Origin of the sequence: Streptomyces sp. NPDC001933 (assembly GCF_042890955.1) — a bacterium.
GTDB lineage: Bacteria > Actinomycetota > Actinomycetes > Streptomycetales > Streptomycetaceae > Streptomyces.
Genome location: NZ_JBIASS010000016.1, coordinates 137,604 through 153,481, shown reverse-complemented (window position 1 = coordinate 153,481; position 15,878 = coordinate 137,604). Strand labels below are relative to the sequence as shown.

16 protein-coding genes are annotated in these 15,878 nt (G+C 71.0%); 7 read left to right on the top strand and 9 right to left on the bottom strand.

Annotated features, from left to right (window positions below; genetic code table 11):
- Position 1: 1 nt before the first annotated feature.
- From leuE to ACFYY7_RS32290, 3 genes are all read right to left on the bottom strand, one after another.
- Positions 2-667 (bottom strand): leucine efflux protein LeuE, encoded by a 666-nt coding sequence (gene leuE, locus ACFYY7_RS32300; RefSeq protein WP_388667391.1) that lies wholly within the window; start codon positions 665-667, stop codon positions 2-4.
- A gap of 60 nt (positions 668-727) precedes the next feature.
- Positions 728-1,339 (bottom strand): Uma2 family endonuclease, encoded by a 612-nt coding sequence (locus ACFYY7_RS32295; RefSeq protein ID WP_388667390.1) that lies wholly within the window; start codon positions 1,337-1,339, stop codon positions 728-730.
- Positions 1,340-1,428: 89 nt separating this feature from the next.
- Complete coding sequence (locus ACFYY7_RS32290) at positions 1,429-3,009, bottom strand: methylmalonyl-CoA mutase (RefSeq protein WP_388667389.1); 1,581 nt, start codon at positions 3,007-3,009, stop codon at positions 1,429-1,431.
- A 241-nt stretch (positions 3,010-3,250) separates the two neighbouring features.
- Here ACFYY7_RS32290 and ACFYY7_RS32285 point away from each other — a divergent pair, with 241 nt between their 5' ends.
- Positions 3,251-4,153, top strand: a complete 903-nt coding sequence (locus ACFYY7_RS32285; RefSeq protein ID WP_388667388.1) for a peptidoglycan-binding protein — start codon at positions 3,251-3,253, stop codon at positions 4,151-4,153.
- A gap of 213 nt (positions 4,154-4,366) precedes the next feature.
- Here the strand turns inward: ACFYY7_RS32285 and ACFYY7_RS32280 are convergent, their stop codons facing one another.
- The 5 genes from ACFYY7_RS32280 to ACFYY7_RS32260 form a co-directional block, all read right to left on the bottom strand.
- The gene (locus tag ACFYY7_RS32280) at positions 4,367-5,488 is read right to left on the bottom strand and encodes a hypothetical protein (RefSeq protein WP_388667387.1); all 1,122 of its coding nucleotides are present in this window, start codon (positions 5,486-5,488) and stop codon (positions 4,367-4,369) included.
- Positions 5,488-6,240: an RNA polymerase sigma factor gene (locus ACFYY7_RS32275; protein ID WP_388667386.1), complete on the bottom strand. Its 753-nt coding sequence runs from the start codon at positions 6,238-6,240 to the stop codon at positions 5,488-5,490. The genes ACFYY7_RS32280 and ACFYY7_RS32275 overlap by 1 nt, the downstream gene beginning before the upstream one ends.
- 299 nt (positions 6,241-6,539) lie before the next feature.
- Entirely contained in the window at positions 6,540-7,109 is a 570-nt protein-coding gene (locus ACFYY7_RS32270) for a hypothetical protein (RefSeq protein ID WP_388667385.1), read from the bottom strand.
- 115 nt (positions 7,110-7,224) lie between these two features.
- On the bottom strand, positions 7,225-7,965 hold the full coding sequence (locus tag ACFYY7_RS32265; protein WP_388667384.1) for a DUF4328 domain-containing protein: 741 nt from the start codon (positions 7,963-7,965) through the stop codon (positions 7,225-7,227).
- Positions 7,966-8,198: 233 nt separating this feature from the next.
- On the bottom strand, positions 8,199-9,818 hold the full coding sequence (locus ACFYY7_RS32260) for a glycoside hydrolase family 20 protein (RefSeq protein WP_388667383.1): 1,620 nt from the start codon (positions 9,816-9,818) through the stop codon (positions 8,199-8,201).
- Positions 9,819-10,119: 301 nt separating this feature from the next.
- Between ACFYY7_RS32260 and ACFYY7_RS32255 the strand changes: the two genes are divergently transcribed.
- The 6 genes from ACFYY7_RS32255 to ACFYY7_RS32230 all read left to right on the top strand — a co-directional run bounded on the left by ACFYY7_RS32255 (position 10,120) and on the right by ACFYY7_RS32230 (position 15,036).
- A complete protein-coding gene (locus ACFYY7_RS32255; protein WP_388667466.1) occupies positions 10,120-10,650 on the top strand; it encodes a 2-oxo-4-hydroxy-4-carboxy-5-ureidoimidazoline decarboxylase in 531 nt (176 codons plus the stop codon).
- 205 nt (positions 10,651-10,855) lie between these two features.
- Positions 10,856-11,236, top strand: a complete 381-nt coding sequence (gene sdhC, locus ACFYY7_RS32250; protein ID WP_266689036.1) for a succinate dehydrogenase, cytochrome b556 subunit — start codon at positions 10,856-10,858, stop codon at positions 11,234-11,236.
- A 5-nt stretch (positions 11,237-11,241) separates the two neighbouring features.
- Entirely contained in the window at positions 11,242-11,718 is a 477-nt protein-coding gene (locus ACFYY7_RS32245; protein ID WP_360539099.1) for a succinate dehydrogenase hydrophobic membrane anchor subunit, read from the top strand.
- A 29-nt stretch (positions 11,719-11,747) separates the two neighbouring features.
- A complete protein-coding gene (gene sdhA / locus ACFYY7_RS32240; protein WP_388667382.1) occupies positions 11,748-13,502 on the top strand; it encodes a succinate dehydrogenase flavoprotein subunit in 1,755 nt (584 codons plus the stop codon).
- The gene (locus ACFYY7_RS32235; RefSeq protein WP_351255804.1) at positions 13,502-14,260 is read left to right on the top strand and encodes a succinate dehydrogenase iron-sulfur subunit; all 759 of its coding nucleotides are present in this window, start codon (positions 13,502-13,504) and stop codon (positions 14,258-14,260) included. Before sdhA ends, ACFYY7_RS32235 begins: the two co-directional genes overlap by 1 nt.
- A 173-nt stretch (positions 14,261-14,433) precedes the next feature.
- Positions 14,434-15,036: a hypothetical protein gene (locus ACFYY7_RS32230; protein WP_388667381.1), complete on the top strand. Its 603-nt coding sequence runs from the start codon at positions 14,434-14,436 to the stop codon at positions 15,034-15,036.
- Positions 15,037-15,351: 315 nt separating this feature from the next.
- Here ACFYY7_RS32230 and ACFYY7_RS32225 read toward each other — a convergent pair whose 3' ends face one another.
- On the bottom strand, positions 15,352-15,861 hold the full coding sequence (locus ACFYY7_RS32225) for a MarR family winged helix-turn-helix transcriptional regulator (RefSeq protein WP_388667380.1): 510 nt from the start codon (positions 15,859-15,861) through the stop codon (positions 15,352-15,354).
- Positions 15,862-15,878: the final 17 nt, after the last annotated feature.

The window sequence follows — 15,878 nt, the reverse complement described above, 5'->3', positions numbered from 1 at the left end:
GTCACACGCTGCTGAGCGAGAGCTTCGCCGCGAACCCCAGGAAGAGCAGACCGGCCGCCGAAGTGGCCCCGGCCGACAGCCGCTTGCGGCGGCGGAACGCGGCGGACAGCCGGGTGCCGCCGAATATCAGCATCGACAGATAGAGGAAGCTGGCGATCTGCAGCAGGGTGCCCAGCACCAGGAAGGAGAGCGCCGGGTAGGCGTAGTGCGGGTCGACGAACTGCACGAAGAACGAGATCAGGAACAGGATCGCCTTCGGGTTGAAGAGGCTGACCACCAGTGCCCGCCGGTACGGCCGCTCCATCGCCGCCGCGGCCGCGGGCCCGGCGTCCCCCTCGGTCAGCTCGGCCATCCGCCGGTGCCGCTCGCGCCACATGGTCACCGCGGCCCGCAGCATGCCGATCGCCAGCCAGGTCAGATAGCCCGCACCGGCGAACTTGACGACGGCGAAGAGCACCGGCGTCGTCTGCAGCAGCGACGAGGCCCCGAGCGCGGACAGCGTCATCAGGACGGTGTCCCCGGTCCACACCCCGGCCGCCGCCACATACCCGGTCCGCACCCCGCGCCGGGCGGCGACGGAGAGCACGTACAGCGAATTCGGCCCCGGCAGCAGGACGATCAGCACCAGGCCGGCGAGATAGGTCGGAAGATCGGTGACACCCAGCATGAAACGGAGTGTCGCACGCGAGTACGACACTCTGTCCAGGGGGTTCGGGAAGGCGGGGGGTCAGTCCTCGTCGCCGTCGAGGAGGCGGTCGACGGAGAGTTTCATCTCGACTCCGACCACGTCAGGCACGGTGAACGAAGTCCCGCGCTTGTGGTGCGCCTTGTTCTTGTACTCGCCGCCCCGGGGGTCGGTGCAGAGCAGCACCCGGTCGTGCTTGCGGTCGGCCACCACGTAGACCGGAATGCCCGCCTGGGCGTAGTCCTCGACCTTGGGGCCGAGGTCGTCCGCCCAGTTGGTCGACGTCACCTCCACGACCATGCGGAAGACGTGGGCGGCGTAGCAGTTCTTCATGACATGGGCGTCCTTGATGTCGGCCTCGACGACCGACAGGTCGGGAATCGCGTAGTCGTCGGGGCCGGTGGGCAGCCACAGCCCGACGCCCTGGACGAGTCTGAGCCCGACCTTGCGCGCCCGCGCGCCGAACTCCTCACCCAGCCAGGACAGGGCCAGAGCGTGCGATACGTCCGCCGGTGGTGTCGCAGTGAGTCTCCCCTGGAGAATCTCCACGCGATGCCCGGGCAGCGAGCGTGCGAGCTGGTCGGCTGCCTCGCCGAGCGTCAGCTCCGGCTGTTCCTGCACGTGCACCTGCTCCTCGTGCTGTATTACGGCCACGGCATCCTCCTTTCGGGGACCACTGTTCATGAGCTTGTCCAGGGTCGCGGACATTCAGCGAGAGATCACCCGCACGGGTACCCGCCCCCTCAGAACGCGTCCGACGGCACATGCCTCCCCCACACCTCGCGCAGCGCGTCGCACACCTCGCCCACCGTCGCCCGTGCCCTGAGCGCGTCCTTCATCGGGTACAGGACGTTGTCCGTGCCCTCGGCCGCCTTCCGCAGCCGGGCCAGCGCGGTGTCCACCGCGTCCTGGTCGCGCCCGGCGCGCAGCTCCGCCAGGCGGGCCGCCTGCTCGGCCTCGATCGCGGGGTCGACGCGGAGCGGCTCGTACGGCTCCTCCTCGTCGAGCTGGAAGCGGTTCACCCCGACCACCACGCGCTCCGCGCTGTCGGTCTCCAGGGCGATCCGGTACGCGGAGCGCTCGATCTCGCTCTTCTGGAAACCGCGCTCGATCGCGCTGACCGCGCCGCCCATCTCCTCGACCTTGGCCATCAGCTCCAGGGCGGCGGCCTCGACCTCGTCGGTCATCGTCTCGACGACGTACGACCCGGCGAACGGGTCGACGGTCGCGGTGACGTCCGTCTCGTACGCCAGGACCTGCTGGGTGCGCAGGGCCAGCCGGGCGGACTTGTCGGTGGGGAGGGCGATCGCCTCGTCGAAGGAGTTGGTGTGCAGCGACTGGGTTCCGCCGAGGACCGCGGCCAGGCCCTGGACGGCGACGCGGACCAGATTGACCTCGGGCTGCTGGGCGGTGAGCTGGACGCCCGCGGTCTGGGTGTGGAAGCGCAGCATCAGCGACTTGGGGTTCTCGGCGCCGAACTCCTCCCTCATCACCCTGGCCCAGATCCGGCGGGCGGCGCGGAACTTGGCGACCTCTTCGAGGATCGTGGTGCGGGCGACGAAGAAGAAGGAGAGGCGGGGCGCGAAGTCGTCGACGTCCATGCCCGCCGCGACGGCGGTACGCACGTACTCGATGCCGTCGGCGAGGGTGAAGGCGATCTCCTGCGCGGGCGAGGCCCCGGCCTCGGCCATGTGGTAGCCGGAGATCGAGATGGTGTTCCACTTCGGGATCTCGGCCCGGCAGTACTTGAAGATGTCGGCGATCAGCCGCAGCGAGGGGCCGGGCGGGAAGATGTACGTGCCGCGCGCGATGTACTCCTTGAGGACATCGTTCTGGATGGTGCCGGTGAGCTTCTCCGCCGGGACGCCCTGCTCCTCGCCGACCAGCTGGTAGAGCAGCAGGAGCAGCGCGGCCGGGGCGTTGATCGTCATGGACGTGGAGACCCGGTCCAGCGGGATCCCGTCGAACAGGACCCGCATGTCGTCGATCGAGTCGATCGCGACCCCGACCTTGCCGACCTCGCCGGACGCGATCGCCGCGTCCGAGTCGTGGCCCATCTGGGTGGGCAGGTCGAAGGCGACGGACAGGCCCGTCGTCCCGTTGGCGATCAGTTGCTTGTAGCGGGCGTTGGATTCCGTGGCCGTGCCGAATCCCGCGTACTGGCGCATCGTCCACGGCCGGCCGGTGTACATCGTGGGGTAGACGCCGCGCGTGAAGGGGTAGGCGCCCGGCTCCCCCAGCTTCTCGGCGGGGTTCCAGCCGTCGAGTGCGTCCGGCCCGTAGACCGGTTCGATGGGCAGTCCCGACTCCGACTCGCGCGTCATCTGCTGTGCCTCCCGCTGAAGCTGCTCAGTAAAGCTACTTACTGGTAACCACGGTTCCCGCGACGGACTGTAGCGGTGGGCGCGAGACCGTTGGAGGGGCAGGCGCTGGGAGCTTGCTCACAGCGCCTGCCCACGGTCCTCGTCGCCGTTCATCCCCCATCATGCGCGGGCTTTGGCAACCGGGCAGAGCGGGAATCCGTCCAATGGGACACCGGACGCAGCGGACGCACAGGGGGCCGAGATGACAGGCAGCACCACCAGGAGCACCTCACGGAACGCGGAACGGGGCCGGGCGGGGGCGGCGGCGGTGCTCGCCGTCCTCACCGTCGCCACCGCGACGGCCGGCTGCAAGGCGCAGGCCGCCGGCAGCGCACCGGCGGCCTCCTCCTCGCCGCGGGCCACGGCAACCGACGACGGCAAGCCCGCCTCGCCGCCGTCCTCGCCCATCGCCTCGCCGTCCTCAGCGCCGCCGACGGCCACTGCGTCGCCCACGCCGAAGCCCGACCCGCAGGGCACGACGCTCATGGCGAGCGGTTCCGAGGGCAAGAAGGTACGGGAACTGCAGGCCCGGCTGCGGCAGATCGGCCACTTCGACCGCAGCCCCACCGGCTACTACGGCACCGTCACGGTCGCCGCGGTCCAGTCCTTCCAGGGCAAGCGGGGCCTGACCCGTACGGGCAGGGCGGACACCCTCACCTGGCAGAAGCTGCTCGGCATGACGCACGAGCCGACGGCCGCCGAGCTGAATCCGCCGACCACGCGGCAGGTCGCCAAGCCGGACAAGCGCTGCATGACCGGCCGGGTGCTCTGCATCAGCAAGAACAGCCGGACCCTGTCGTGGATGATCGACGGCAAGGTCATGTCGTCGATGGACGTCCGGTTCGGCTCCCAGTACACGCCGACGCGCGAGGGCACCTTCTCCGTCTACTGGAAGTCCCGCCACCACGTGTCGTCGATCTATCACACGGCCATGCCGTACGCGATGTTCTTCAGCGGCGGCCAGGCGGTGCACTACTCGGCGGACTTCGCGGCCCGCGGCTACAACGGCGCCTCGCACGGCTGCGTCAACGTCCGGGACGAGGGGAAGATCGCCTCGCTCTTCGCCCAGGTGAAGAACGGCGACAAGGTCGTGGTCCACGGGTAGGGCCGGTCCGGCCGGAGAAGGAGAAGGGGCGCGGGCGGGACCGGGGGAACGTGTCCCGCCCGCGCCATGTGCGCTGAGCCGTAGGTACGGGGGGAACCCCGGCTCTGTGCGCTGCCGATGACCAGTCGGCTCACTCTGTACTGCGCCGCGGCCTCGAAAAACGTCACACCTGTTGGTGACGGGCCGAAAAAAGCCTGTCGCGGGCGGTCCCGCTCAGCCCTGTGAACCGGCGCGCACGCCGGAGGTACGGGCCGAAGGCGTCAGGGAGACCGGGGTCGAAGGAAGCCGCACACCGTTGGCGAACCGGGCCGACGGAGCGGTGCCGGCGGCGGAGTCGGAGGCGTTGCTCCCGTTCGAGCCCTCGTCGTTCTGCCCGTCGCCGCTGTCGCCGCCCTGGTTGTCCTGGCCCTTCTCGGACCGCTCGATCACGCGGTCGCAGAACCGGTCCAGGTTCTCGGCACCGTTGGCCAGCGCCTCCAGCCTGCGCTTGCGTTTCTCGCTCAGATTGCCGTCGCGGTAGTCGAGGCAGGCCTGGAGCGCCTTGGCGTACCAATCGCCGGAGCTGTTGTTCCCGGGGGGCTCGGGCTGCTTGCTGTTCCGGTTGCCGCCCGGGGAGCCGGTCACGGCGTCGCCGGGCTTCCGCTTGTCGGTGTCGCCCGGCTCCGTCGCCCGGCCGGAACTGCCGCGGTCCTGGCCACCGGTCGGGGCCGAGGGGTCAGTGGGCGACGGGGAGGTGCCCGTTCCCGGGGAGGCGGACGGCGGCGGCTGCGCGGTCTCGTCCGTGGTGAGCCCGTCGGAGCCGAACTCCGCGGGCGTCGCCTCGGCCGAGACGGAGGAGGCCGGCAGGGGGTGCCCGCCGAACGGTCCGGGGAGCATTCCGGTTCCGGCCGCCACGGCCACCCCGCCGAGCGCACAGCCGGCGAGGGAGGCGACCAGGCCATAGCGGACGGGCCTGCTCCAGCGCGAGGGGCGGGTACGTCCGGAGACCGCGGACGCGGTGGCGCGCGGGACGGAGCCGCCGGCGGCGGCCTCGATACGGACCGGGTCGAGCACCTCGGCACCGGCAAGACGGCCGTCCGCGGCGCCCTTGAGCCGCGCGTCCGCCCGCGTCTTCGCCCGCGCGGAGCGGGAGGCGGTGCGGAAGGCGGTGAGCGCCGCGGCCTCGCCGGGCAGTTCACCGGTGGCCGGGCGGGTGGCGCGGGCGGCGGCGTCCAGCGCAGCCACGAGCCTCTCGGCGTCCGTACACGACCGACCGCCGACGGGATCGACCGGCTCGCCGCGGAGCAATCTCTCCGCGGCGTCCTTGTCAAGCCATTCGTACCGCTCGTCGGCCATCACATGTCCTTCTGCGTCCACGGACGCGAATGCGTCACACCGGCCGGCGCCGCCAGACCGTTGCGGGCGGGGCGCTGGGCGGGCACCGCGTCGAGTTCCGCCGTCCGGGCAGCCGTGCCCCGGTGCGGGGCGGACGGGTCCGCCGGATCTCCTTCGGGGGCACCGTCGACGGCGCCGCCCCGGTCGTCGTCGCCGTCGTCGCCGTCCGTGCGCAACAGCTCGGCCAGCCGCTTCAGGCCCCGGTGCGCGGCGGTGCGTACCGCCCCCGGGCGCTTGCCCAGCGTCTGCGCGGCGCCCTTCGCGTCCAGGCCCACGACCACCCGCAGCACCACGGCCTCGGCCTGGTCCTGCGGCAGCTGGGCGATGAGCGACATCGTGCGGCCGGTGGCCAGGGCCTCCATCGCCTCGTCGGCGGTGTCGGACTCGGCCGGCCGCTCGGACAGTTCCGACTCGTCGCCGCCGATCGCGGGGCGTCTGCCACGCATCCGCAGATGGTCCAGCGCACGATTTCGGGCTATCCGCGCCGCCCAGCCGCGGAAGCGGTCGGCGTCGCCGCTGAACCGGTCGAGGTCGCGCGCTATCTGCAACCAGGACTCGGACGCCACGTCCTCGGCGTCCGGCTCCCCGACCAGTGTCCTTATGTAGCCCAGCAGCCGCGGCTGCACAGCGCGGTACACAGTACGGAAGGCGTCCTCGTCCCCGTCCTGCGCCGCGAGTACCGCGGCAGTGAGCTCCGCGTCGTCCCCCAGCACTCCCTCAACCTGCCCTGCTGTCCCGAATCGCAGCTGGTCATCACTGCCGCGCCACCCTGCGCGACTCAGCACGCTACGTCCTCGGCGGGGGTCGCGTCCATGACTTGTACAACCCGCAACGTTCCTCGGACCACGTGCGGTGTGACAGAAAACGCAGCGACGGCGCTGAGAGGAGTACGGGGTCGTCCTACGGCCCCGCGGAAGACGACCGGGGCCTCTCCTGTGGGGGGTGGCGGCCCCGGTCGTCCTCGTTTTTCCCGGCACCGGGCACCTCGCGGCCTCCCCGCACCGCGCACCGCTCAGCCCCGCCCCCGGGCCCGCCGCGAGACCGCCGCGCGCAGCACCCGCTGCCCCTCCGCCGACACCTCCAGCACCTGGCGCAGCCCGGCGCCCGCCGACGAGGCGTCAGCGGCCTTGGCCAGCAGCTCCAGGATCCGGATCTGCCGGTGCAGCTCGCCGGCCGGCAACGGGCCCGCCGCGTCCGGATCGTCCTCGCCGAGCCGCCGCACCGCCTCCGCGGTGGTGCCCGGCGCCGCGTCCGGACCGAGGTGGACCTCCAGGGCCAGCAGGGAGCACGCGTCGGCCCAGTCCCGCAGTTCCGGCGCCGCCCGGTCCGCGGGCGCCTCGCCCAGCAGCTTCCGGATCCGCGGGGCGGCGCCCGTCTCGTCGGCCGCGGCGTCCAGTGCCGTACGGGCCTCGGCGAGGCGGTCCGGCCAGACCGCCGCGTCCGCGCAGCCCGCCCAGAGCGGACGGAGCGGATCCGGGTCCGCTCCGTCCACGGGCTGCGGCAGGCAGCGGTCGAGGCAGGCGACCGCGCTCGCCGCGAGCCCTCGCTCGTCGGCGGCGGCGATCAGTTCCAGCAGGCTCATCGGCGTCTCCCGTCGGCACGCCCCCGTGCGCGCGCATGGGGACGAGGCGCTTCCTGTTACCGCGTTCAGCGCCGAATGGCTCAAAACCGTCACCGTGAGGGCCGAATTGCATCCCTCAGTGGGCGCGACCCCAGTCGGCGCGCCCCGGCACACGCGGGATGCCCAGCGGGTATATGCCGAGCGCCGCTCGCTCCCCCTGCATCCGGGTCAGCTTGCGGACGAAGAGGATGGCCAGCACCGCGGCCACGATGTCGAAGGCGTCGGTGGCCGTCACCAGGTCCGCCGCGTCCAGGATCTCCTGCGGCTGCTCGGCCGCCCGGTACCGCCGGGTCGCGTACTGGGAGCCGACCAGCGAGACGATCCAGCACCCCCACCACAGGTTCATCACGGTGGCCGGGACCGTGCGCCAGCTGCCGTCGGTGTTCGTCTGGGCGCTCGCGGTCCAGACGCCGCCCGCGATCCGGCGTGGCAGCACCAGGTTGGCGATCGGGATGAACCAGGCGCCGACGGCCCAGCCGGGCCGCATCGGCTGCATGCTCGGGTCGAACACCTCGGCATTGAGCCGTACCCGCCGGAACCAGATGATGAAGACGACCGCGGTGGCCAGGATCGCGAGGCTCTGCAGCCCGCCCGCCGCCCCGTACAGATTGTCGGCGAGCGTCGCCTCCGCCTCGTCGTACGTCGCGAAGTCGTTCTCCAGCCCGGCCGCGATCACCCGGCGGGTGTTCAGGCCCGCCGCCACGGCGAGCAGATCCGCCGCCGCGACGACCGCCAGCAGTACGACGACGGCCTTCGCGAGCCCCTCGGGCGAACGCAGGTACTGCTGCGGCGCGTGGAAGGCCGGGGCGGGCGGCATCGGGGCAGGCGCCGGACCGGCCGGACCGGCACAGGTCAGACAGCGTCCGTCGTCGGTGACCGGCGGTCTGAGACGGCAGGTGGAGCAGAGCATGAAGTGGAACCCCCCAAGGTTCTGAGCGCGAACGCGCGAATCCGCACGTTCCTCCCCGGAACGCGCGGCATGCGGAACCTAGCCCCCCGCCACCTGGCTGTCCACGAGGAATCCCGCCCGGCCGGCCACGGCGGTCGCGCTCAGCCCGCCTTGTCGATCCGTGCGGCCAGTGCCCGGAACTGTTCCCAGCTCAGCGCAGGTTTGCCCGGGACCCACAGCTTCTGGGCGGTCGCGCGCAACGGCATCCGGATGCCCTGCGCCACCTGCGCCGGGGTCTGTGCCTGCGGGAGGTCGCCCCAGACCGCGAACCGGCCGCCGAGGATCTGACCGGAGTAGCGCGCCGGTACCGGCTGGGTGCCGCGCAGGACGAGCGGGGTCCACTGCTCGTAGATCCGCTCGCCCGTCGGGTAGACGAACTGGTTGGGCTGGCCGAGCACGTAATAGAGGTACTCGTCGTTGAGGTTCACCACGCGCCGGCCCTCGCGCAGGTACTCCTCCGGCAGCCGGGCACCGTACTCCTTGCCCGTCCAGTACTCGACCTCGATGTCCTTGTCGGCGTGCACGGTCCCGTCGCGGAAGAAGCCGTCGTTCCACGCCTTGGGCCGCTTGCCGTGCGGGCGCACCACCGCCGCGCGGTCGTTCAGCCAGCCGGTCGCCAGGTCCTTGATGCTCGCCCCCGCCCCGTACTTCTGCTGGGCGGCGCGTTGCAGCTGCGGGTACGAGGCGGCCGGGTCCCGCACCGTCAGCGCGAGGTACTCGTCGGCGCCCAGGTGCCAGTACGCGCCGTGAAACAGCTCGGTGAACTCGCCGAGGAGCTGGTCGACGAGCTTGGCCGAGCCCGGGTCGGAGATGTCGAGCGACCCGGGCGAGCGCGTGCCCGACACATTGCGCAGCTGGAGCTCGGGGTGGGCCCGCAGCACCGCGCCGAGATGGCCCGGGGAGTCGATCTCCGGGACGACCTCGATGTGCAGCCGGGACGCGAGGCCGACGATCCGCCGCACTTCCGCCTGGCTCAGGTGCTCCGGCGACACCACCTCGGGGTGGGTGCGGGACTCGATGCGGAAGGCCTGGTCGTCGGAGAAGTGCAGGCCGAGCTGGTTGAGCTTGAGGTCGGCCATCTCCCGCAGCCGGTCCTCGATCCAGGCCGGGGTGTAGTACTTGCGTGCGATGTCGAGGTTGAGTCCGCGCTGCGGCCGGTCGGGGCGGTCGCGCACCTCGCCCTCCGGCATCGCACCGTCGGCGCGCACCGACTGTTTCAGGGTGCGGGTCCCGTAGAAGACCCCGGCCTGGTCGGGCCCGCTGATGGTGACCCGTCCGTCGTGGACGCCGAGGGTGTACGACTCGGGGGCGCCCTTGCCCGGGGCGAGGGCCAGCTCCACGTCGCCCGCGCGGGCGGGGACGTCGCCCCGGTAACGGATCTTCAGCTCCTGGGCCAGCAGCTGCCCCTCGTCGGCGAGCGTCCCGCTGCCGCGGGCGATGACGACCCCGGCGTCCGGGCCGGGGCGCCAGCCGGGACCCCGGGCCGCGATGTGCTCGCGTACCGCGGGGATGGTGCGCGGGGCCGTGGAGAGCGGGTAGCTCCGGGTGGGCGAAGGGGCCGGCGAGGCGGCGGCCGAGGAGGACTCGGGGGTGCGGGCGTTCGAGGACTGTCCGGCGAGTCCGCTGTCGGAGCCTTCCGGCCAGACGACGACGGCGATCGTCGCGGCGGCCGCCGCGGTGAGGGCCGCACCGGCCACGAGAGCGCCACGTGAGGGCGACATCGGTCAGAAACCTCCGATATTTACGGACAACGAAGCAGAAGAAGGGAGACAGCCGGGCATTCTCCTTGGAATACGGCACGTCAGACGGTCCGAAACTCTCCCGTCCGGGTGAAGTTCGCGCATCTGTCGGACGTCCGTTGCCCTGTCTCGCTAGCTTTGAGGCACATTCGTCTCTCCCTTCACCCACGCATCTGCCTGGTTTCATCCCCCCTTCCCTCCCCAGGGTCACAGATGCCGTTGACCCGCCGAGGAGCCCACGCTGTCCAGGTCCAGCGAGTCCCCCGCCGGCCTCCCGGAGCAACTGCGCCAGCCGGCCACCCGGACGGCCGTACCCGTCCAGAATTCCGCCGCCGAGCAGGTCCCCGCCCATGTCCCGGGCCTCGACCGCTTCAACGCCGTGCCGGCCGCCGAGGCCGAGGCCGCCCTGCTGGAGTGCTGCGGCAGCCGCCGCTGGGCGCAGCGGCTGGCCGCCCACCGCCCCTATCCCGACCTGGACGCGCTGCTGGCCGCGGCCGACGAGGCGGGCTACGACCTGGCCCCGGCGGACCTCGCCGAGGCGCTCACCGCCGAGGTCTCCCCCGGGCTGCACCACGCCGCGCCGCACTCCGCCCATCTGGCGCTGCGGGCCGCGCACGCCGCGTACGAGTCGCGCTTCGGGCATGTCTTCGTGATCTGCCTGGACGGCCTGGGGCCGGCCGAGCAGCCGGACCAGGTGCTCGCCGGGATCCGGGCCAGGCTGGCCCACGAGCCCGACCAGGAGCGGGTGGTGACCGCGGAGGAGATGCGCCGGCTCGCCCGGGGCCGCATCATCGAGCTGGTATCGGGTTCATAACGGAACGGGCTCGGTAAAGGCGTGCAGCAGCCCTTTCTAGCCCGTCCGTGCCTGTTTGATTGCCACTTTGATCACACCGCGGGCCCCCGCGCGAACGAACCGACAAACCGTCGCTACGATGGCCGGGGCCGGTGGACCGTACCCGGCCGGGTCAGACCGACAGCAAGCCGGCCGGCCCCAATCCCCGCTCCCGGAGGGTTCTTCCGTGCCGGCTGGAACGCTGTACCGCGGCCGGGAAGGCATGTGGTCCTGGGTGGCTCATCGAGTCACCGGTGTCCTCATTTTCTTCTTCCTGTTCGTACACGTCCTGGACACCGCTCTCGTCCGCGTCTCCCCCGAGGCCTACGACGAAGTCGTGGCCACGTACAAGACGCCGATCGTCGCGCTCCTCGAATACGGCCTGGTGGCCGCGATTCTCTTCCACGCGCTGAACGGTCTCCGGATCGTCGCCGTGGACTTCTGGGCCAAGGGCCCGCGCTACCAGAAGCAGATGCTCTGGTCGGTCGTGGGCATCTGGGTCGTGCTGATGGTCGGGGCGCTGTACCCGGTCCTCGGCCACGCCGTACGCGAAGTATTCGGGAGCTGAGGCCAATGTCCACCGAGTCCTCCGCCGCGATCGGCTCCGTCGAGGGCGTCAGCCTGTACGACGCAGACAACCCGGCCCCGGTCATCGAGCCGCCGCGCAAGCGGACCGGCAAGACCCCCAAGGGTTCGCGCACCAACTTCGAGATGTACGCCTGGCTCTTCATGCGCCTGTCGGGCATCGTCCTGGTCGTCCTGGTCCTGGGCCACCTGCTGATCCAGCTGGTGCTGGACGGCGGCGTCTCCAAGATCGGCTTCGCCTTCGTGGCGGGCCGCTGGGCCTCGCCGTTCTGGCAGCTCTGGGACCTCGGGATGCTGTGGCTGGCCATGCTGCACGGCGCCAATGGTCTCCGTACGGTCATCAACGACTACGCCGAGCGGGAGAACACCCGTTTCTGGCTGAAGATGCTGCTGTACACCGCCACGGTGTTCACCGTCCTGCTGGGCACGCTGGTGATCTTCACCTTCGACCCGAACATCCGCTAGGCGCCGGGCCAGAGGGACCAGAGGAAATCATGCAGATCCACAAGTACGACACCGTCATCGTCGGCGCCGGCGGCGCCGGTATGCGCGCGGCCATCGAGTCCACGAAGCGCAGCCGTACCGCCGTGCTCACGAAGCTGTACCCGACCCGCTCCCACACGGGCGCCGCGCAGGGCGGCATGGCCGCCGCGCTCGCCAACGTGGAGGAGGACAACTGGGAGTGGCACACCTTCGACACCATCAAGGGCGGCGACTACCTGGTCGACCAGGACGCCGCCGAGATCCTGTCGAAGGAGGCCATCGACGCCGTCCTCGACCTGGAGAAGATGGGCCTGCCGTTCAACCGCACGCCCGAGGGCAAGATCGACCAGCGCCGGTTCGGCGGTCACACCCGTAACCACGGCGAGGCCCCGGTCCGCCGGTCCTGCTACGCCGCGGACCGCACCGGCCACATGATCCTCCAGACGCTGTACCAGAACTGCGTCAAGGAGGGCGTGGAGTTCTTCAACGAGTTCTACGTCCTGGACCAGCTGATCACCGAGGTCGACGGCGTCAAGCACTCCGCGGGTGTCGTGGCCTACGAGCTGGCCACCGGCGAGATCCACGTCTTCCAGGCGAAGTCGGTCATCTACGCCTCCGGTGGCACCGGCAAGTTCTTCAAGGTGACCTCCAACGCGCACACCCTGACCGGTGACGGCCAGGCCGCGTGCTACCGCCGGGGCCTGCCGCTGGAGGACATGGAGTTCTTCCAGTTCCACCCGACGGGCATCTGGCGCATGGGCATCCTGCTGACGGAGGGCGCCCGCGGTGAGGGCGGCATCCTCCGCAACAAGGACGGCGAGCGCTTCATGGAGAAGTACGCGCCGGTCATGAAGGACCTCGCGTCCCGTGACGTCGTGTCCCGCTCCATCTACACGGAGATCCGTGAAGGCCGCGGCTGCGGTCCCGAGGGCGACCACGTCTACCTCGACCTCACGCACCTCCCGCCGGAGCAGCTGGACGCCAAGCTCCCGGACATCACCGAGTTCGCGCGTACGTACCTCGGCATCGAGCCCTACACGGACCCGATCCCGATCCAGCCGACCGCGCACTACGCCATGGGCGGCATCCCGACCAACGTCGAGGGCGAGGTGCTGGCCGACAACACCACCGTCGTCCCGGGCCTGTACGCCGCCGGCGAGGTCGCGTGCGTCTCCGTGCACGGCGCCAACCGGCTGGGCACCAACTCGCTGCTCGACATCAACGTCTTCGGGCGCCGTTCGGGCATTGCCGCCGCCGAGTACTCCGCCAAGCACGACTTCGTCGAGCTTCCCGAGAACCCGGCGCAGATGGTCGAGGAGCAGGTCGAGCGGCTGCTCTCCTCGACGGGCACCGAGCGGGTCGCGGCACTCCGTCTGGAGCTGCAGGAGTGCATGGACGCCAATGTGATGGTGTTCCGCACCGAGCAGACCATCAAGACGGCCGTCGACAAGATCGCCGAGCTGCGCGAGCGCTACCTCAACGTGTCCGTCCAGGACAAGGGCAAGCGGTTCAACACCGATCTCCTGGAGGCCATCGAGCTGGGCAACCTGCTCGACCTGGCCGAGGTCATGGCGACCTCCGCGCTGGCCCGCAAGGAGTCCCGCGGCGGTCACTACCGCGAGGACTTCCCGAACCGCGACGACGTCAACTTCATGCGCCACACCATGGCGTACCGCGAGGTCTCGGCCGACGGCACCGAGTCGATCCGGCTCGACTACAAGCCGGTCGTCCAGACCCGCTACCAGCCGATGGAGCGTAAGTACTGATGGCAACCCCGACTCTGGACAAGGTGGAGGCGGAGTCCGCCGCCTCCCCGTACATCACGGTCACCCTCCGGATCCGCCGCTTCAACCCCGAGGTCTCCGACGAGGCCCAGTGGCAGGACTTCCAGATCGAGATCGACCCGAAGGAGCGTGTGCTCGACGCCCTTCACAAGATCAAGTGGGACCTCGACGGCACGCTGACGTTCCGCCGCTCCTGCGCGCACGGCATCTGCGGCTCCGACGCGATGCGGATCAACGGCAAGAACAGGCTCGCCTGCAAGACGCTGATCAAGGACGTCAACCCGGAGAAGCCGGTCACGGTCGAGGCCATCAAGGGCCTGACGGTCCTCAAGGACCTCGTGGTCGACATGGACCCGTTCTTCCAGGCGTACCGCGACGTCATGCCCTTCCTCATCACCAAGGGGAACGAGCCGACCCGCGAGCGCCTGCAGTCCGCCGAGGACCGCGAGCGCTTCGACGACACCACCAAGTGCATCCTCTGCGCCGCGTGCACGTCCTCGTGCCCGGTGTTCTGGAACGACGGCCAGTACTTCGGCCCGGCGGCGATCGTCAACGCGCACCGCTTCATCTTCGACTCGCGCGACGAGGGCGGCGAGCAGCGCCTGGAGATCCTCAACGACCGTGACGGTGTGTGGCGCTGCCGCACCACCTTCAACTGCACGGACGCCTGCCCGCGTGGCATCGAGGTCACCAAGGCGATCCAGGAGGTCAAGCGGGCGCTGATCACGCGCCGCTTCTGACCGCCACCGGCACAGCAGTCGCATCCGGCCCCGTTCTCCGCGGCAACACCGCGGGGAACGGGGCCGCTTGCTGCGCCGCCGGGGGCTTGACGGTACGGTCGTGCGGAACCGGAAGCGGTTCGCCGCCGGCGCAGCAGGCCCGGGGCGCACAGCCTGATCGAGAGCGGGGAACGTTGAGCGATCCGAATCCGTACGCGGACGACTCATACAAGTGGGGGCCGGCTCCCCAGCAGCCGGGCAATCCGCCCACCGTCGCGGACGGCCAGGCGCAGCCCGGTCCGGGTGCCCCGGCGTACGGCTACCCGCAGCCGCTGCCCGAGTCCGCGGTCGAGCCCGGCCCCGGTTACGGCTACCCGCAGGGCGTCGCGGCCCAGCCGACCATGCCCGGTCACGGCTTCCCGCAGCAGCCGGGCGCCCCGATGGGCGGCTCCGGGATGCCGGTCATGACGTTCGGTGACATCGCCGTGATGCAGGACCAGATCGTGACCCCGTCCGGCCCGATGCCGCTCAAGGGCGCGGTGTGGACGGCGACCGACCTCACCCGCACCGAGGAGAAGATCCCGACGGTGGCGATCGTGCTCGCGATCGTCTTCGCGCTGTTCTGCCTGGTCGGTCTGCTGTTCCTGCTGATGAAGGAGAAGCAGACGACCGGCTTCGTCCAGGTCTCGGTGTCCAGCGGCGGCCGGCACCACTCGACGATGATCCCGGCGGCCGACCAGAACACCTTCCCCCTGGTGATGGCCCAGCTCAACACGGCCCGTGCGATGAGCATCTGACGGCCGGCCGCGCCGGCCCGCCTCAGCCACACCGTCACCGTCCTCGCACCGGACCGCGAGCTGCTCCACACCTGCCGCCACGTGCGATCGCCGTCGAGCAGCTGATGCGGTCACCGGAGCTGTCCGGGCGGATGTCCGTGCGGCTGCGCGGACCGGACCGTCCGGCGGCGCTGGAAATCGCGGGGCGGGTCCGGGGTCCCGAGGGCTCGGGTTCGCTGCACCGCCTGGCGGGCGGCGGCCGCCCTGGCGCCCGGGGCGCCCCCGGTGGCCCGCGCACCGGCCGAGGCGCGGCTTGAAGCACCGGCTGAGCGCCCGTCAGTCCCAGGCGGCGGCGCCCCGGTCCTCGGCGACCAACATGATGCGCCGCAGCATGTCGTTGAGCAGGGTGCGTTCGTCCTTGCCGAGGACGCCGAGCAGCCGGTACTCCTCGTGGCCGAGCACGTCCATGGCGCCCAGCCAGGTCGAGCGGCCCGCGTCGGTGAGTTCCACATCGACCCGTCGGCGGTCGGTGGTGGAGGGGGTGCGGCGGACGAAGCCGCGCCGTTCGAGTGCGTCCAGCCGGCCGGTGACGGAGGCGGGCGCGAGGTCCAGGTCGGCGGCGAGCTCGGAGGGGGCCGCCTTGCCGCCGCGTCCGGCCAGCTTGTGGAGGGTGTCGAACTCCTGGCGGTCCAGGTCGAAGTCGACCAGGGACTGCTCGCGTACCCGGCGCAGGTGGACGGAGAGTTTCTTCATGCGGGTCACGGCACCCTCGACATCGGGGTCGAGGCCGGGAAGGACGGGCTTCCAGCGCTCCACATGTCCGTCGGTCCAGTCGCGTCGCTCCATGGGGAAAGCGTACGCCG

Bases quoted from the DNA above. Each gene is read 5' to 3' on its own strand.
- leuE (WP_388667391.1), bottom strand. From the start codon at position 667: ATGCTGGGTGTCACCGATCTTCCGACCTATCTCGCCGGCCTGGTGCTG.
- ACFYY7_RS32290 (WP_388667389.1), bottom strand. From the start codon at position 3,009: ATGACGCGCGAGTCGGAGTCGGGACTGCCCATCGAACCGGTCTACGGG.
- ACFYY7_RS32285 (WP_388667388.1), top strand. From the start codon at position 3,251: ATGACAGGCAGCACCACCAGGAGCACCTCACGGAACGCGGAACGGGGC.
- ACFYY7_RS32280 (WP_388667387.1), bottom strand. From the start codon at position 5,488: ATGGCCGACGAGCGGTACGAATGGCTTGACAAGGACGCCGCGGAGAGA.
- ACFYY7_RS32270 (WP_388667385.1), bottom strand. From the start codon at position 7,109: ATGAGCCTGCTGGAACTGATCGCCGCCGCCGACGAGCGAGGGCTCGCG.
- ACFYY7_RS32265 (WP_388667384.1), bottom strand. From the start codon at position 7,965: ATGCCGCCCGCCCCGGCCTTCCACGCGCCGCAGCAGTACCTGCGTTCG.
- ACFYY7_RS32260 (WP_388667383.1), bottom strand. From the start codon at position 9,818: ATGTCGCCCTCACGTGGCGCTCTCGTGGCCGGTGCGGCCCTCACCGCG.
- ACFYY7_RS32245 (WP_360539099.1), top strand. From the start codon at position 11,242: ATGTCCACCGAGTCCTCCGCCGCGATCGGCTCCGTCGAGGGCGTCAGC.
- sdhA (WP_388667382.1), top strand. From the start codon at position 11,748: ATGCAGATCCACAAGTACGACACCGTCATCGTCGGCGCCGGCGGCGCC.
- ACFYY7_RS32235 (WP_351255804.1), top strand. From the start codon at position 13,502: ATGGCAACCCCGACTCTGGACAAGGTGGAGGCGGAGTCCGCCGCCTCC.
- ACFYY7_RS32225 (WP_388667380.1), bottom strand. From the start codon at position 15,861: ATGGAGCGACGCGACTGGACCGACGGACATGTGGAGCGCTGGAAGCCC.